The organism is Bradyrhizobium sp. (genome assembly GCF_049691595.1).
Classification (GTDB): Bacteria; Pseudomonadota; Alphaproteobacteria; order Rhizobiales; family Xanthobacteraceae; genus Bradyrhizobium.
On the sequence record NZ_JBAVNZ010000044.1, the window covers coordinates 1 to 1,594 of the forward strand.

The window sequence follows — 1,594 nt, forward strand, 5'->3', positions numbered from 1 at the left end:
CATCCGGTCACGCTCGCCTGGCTCGGCAGCGTGCGCGGCCATCGGCTGGAGGCGCTCGGCGTCGAGCATTTCGGCCAGACCGGCACGATCCCCGACCTCTACCGCCACCACGGCATCGACGCCAACGACATCATCGACGCGGCGGAAAGTCTCACCGTCGGCGCCCCGGTGCGGCACCGCAAAATGGCGGTGTGAGAGCCGCGGGGCAGCGGTTTATGTAGTTCGCCCGGAGTCCGGGATTGTTCGAAGTTTTCAGCAAGGACTGTGCGCAGTGTGGCGGCGTGCGCTTCGTTCCATTGCGTTCGGTAGTAAATGGCAGCAATATCTTCGTATAAGCTATTGAAATATATATAATATCTGTAAGTGGTATTTAATGACCGTCAAAAAACTGGGGCTAAAAATAGCTTGAAATCACTACGGGTTTCCCGTAGTTTAGATCGTTATGCAAACGGTCATCCGAACCCCAACTTTTCTATCAGATGCAAAGGCGGCGGGGCTTTCCGACGACGAACAGAATGACATCGTCTCGAAAATTTCCAAAGAACCGACGGCGGGCGCGCTCATGGAGGGCACCGGCGGATGCCGCAAGTTGCGATTTGCCGGCAAGGGCAAAGGCAAGCGCGGCGGTTTTCGAACGGTCCACTACTATGCCGGCGATGACGTGCCCGTTTTGTTGTTGGCGCTGATCGATAAGGGCGAAGATGAAAACCTGAGTAAGGCGGAGCGTAACGAGCTGCGTATCGAATTGGCCGGCTACGCCGATGACTATCGCAAAGGCGTTATCGAGAAGGTCGCCGCACTTAGTAAATAGGAAATGGAGCAGCAGATGAGCAACCTCGGCAAACGATTAATCAAGTCCGCGAAGGAAGCGCGCGCAATTGCTCGTGGCGAAGCGGATGCATCGACCTATAAGGTATTCGTGCCCGCCAAGATCGATGTTAAAGCCATCAGGACGCGACGGGGCCTTACGCAAGAAGAATTCTGCATCAGGTATGGCCTTAGTGTTGCCAGTCTTAGGGATTGGGAGCAGGGGCGGTTCTCGCCTGATCCAACCGCGAGAGCGTATCTGACGATCATCGATCGTGCGCCGGAAGCCGTTGAAGAGGCGCTCACCAAAGTTGCCTGAGCTCGTAGGGCGGATTGGAGCCCAACGGGTCCGCGCGGGGCGCGGCCCGATGGGCGTAATCCGCCGATCAAGATGACGAGAATGAAAGTGTGACAACGCGCGACGATAATTCGACACGCGACGCAGGATAACACATGATGCGTCGGTGTTAACCGAGCGGCGGATTACGCCTTCGGCTCCAATCCGCCCTACGAGCTGGGATTTTTCGCCTGGGGGACAGCACATGGAACTCGGCATCGCCGAGATGAACCTGTTCATCCTGTTGTCGGCGCTGGGGCTGTCGCACCAGATCAACGGCGTGCGGCTGCTGCCGGTCGGAACGCTGTACGATCCCTTCATCCAGCGCGGCCTCGATGCGCTGAACTATGCCTGCTATCAGGATGCGCGTTTCATGGTGGCGGCGACGCCCTCCGGCATCACGCTGGCGCCGGAGGGCGGCGCGCACCAGTCGATCGCGACGCCTTTGAT

General features: G+C 58.1%; 3 protein-coding genes and 1 pseudogene. All 4 read left to right on the plus strand.

The window, feature by feature from the left end:
* Positions 1–195, plus strand: a 195-nt coding sequence (locus tag WCE35_RS01860; RefSeq protein ID WP_424591639.1) for a hypothetical protein, incomplete at its 5' end; no start/stop codon positions are given.
* A 247-nt stretch (positions 196–442) separates the two neighbouring features.
* Positions 443–811: a type II toxin-antitoxin system RelE/ParE family toxin gene (locus WCE35_RS01865; RefSeq protein WP_424591640.1), complete on the plus strand. Its 369-nt coding sequence runs from the start codon at positions 443–445 to the stop codon at positions 809–811.
* A 15-nt stretch (positions 812–826) separates the two neighbouring features.
* Positions 827–1,126, plus strand: coding sequence for a helix-turn-helix domain-containing protein (locus WCE35_RS01870; protein WP_424591641.1), 300 nt, complete (start codon positions 827–829; stop codon positions 1,124–1,126).
* Positions 1,127–1,319: 193 nt separating this feature from the next.
* A pseudogene (locus WCE35_RS01875) lies at positions 1,320–1,594 on the plus strand (transketolase); the annotation flags it as partial.

Excerpts from the sequence above, each read along its gene's own strand:
- WCE35_RS01865 (WP_424591640.1), top strand. The coding sequence starts at position 443 with ATGCAAACGGTCATCCGAACCCCAACTTTTCTATCAGATGCAAAGGCG.
- WCE35_RS01870 (WP_424591641.1), top strand. The coding sequence starts at position 827 with ATGAGCAACCTCGGCAAACGATTAATCAAGTCCGCGAAGGAAGCGCGC.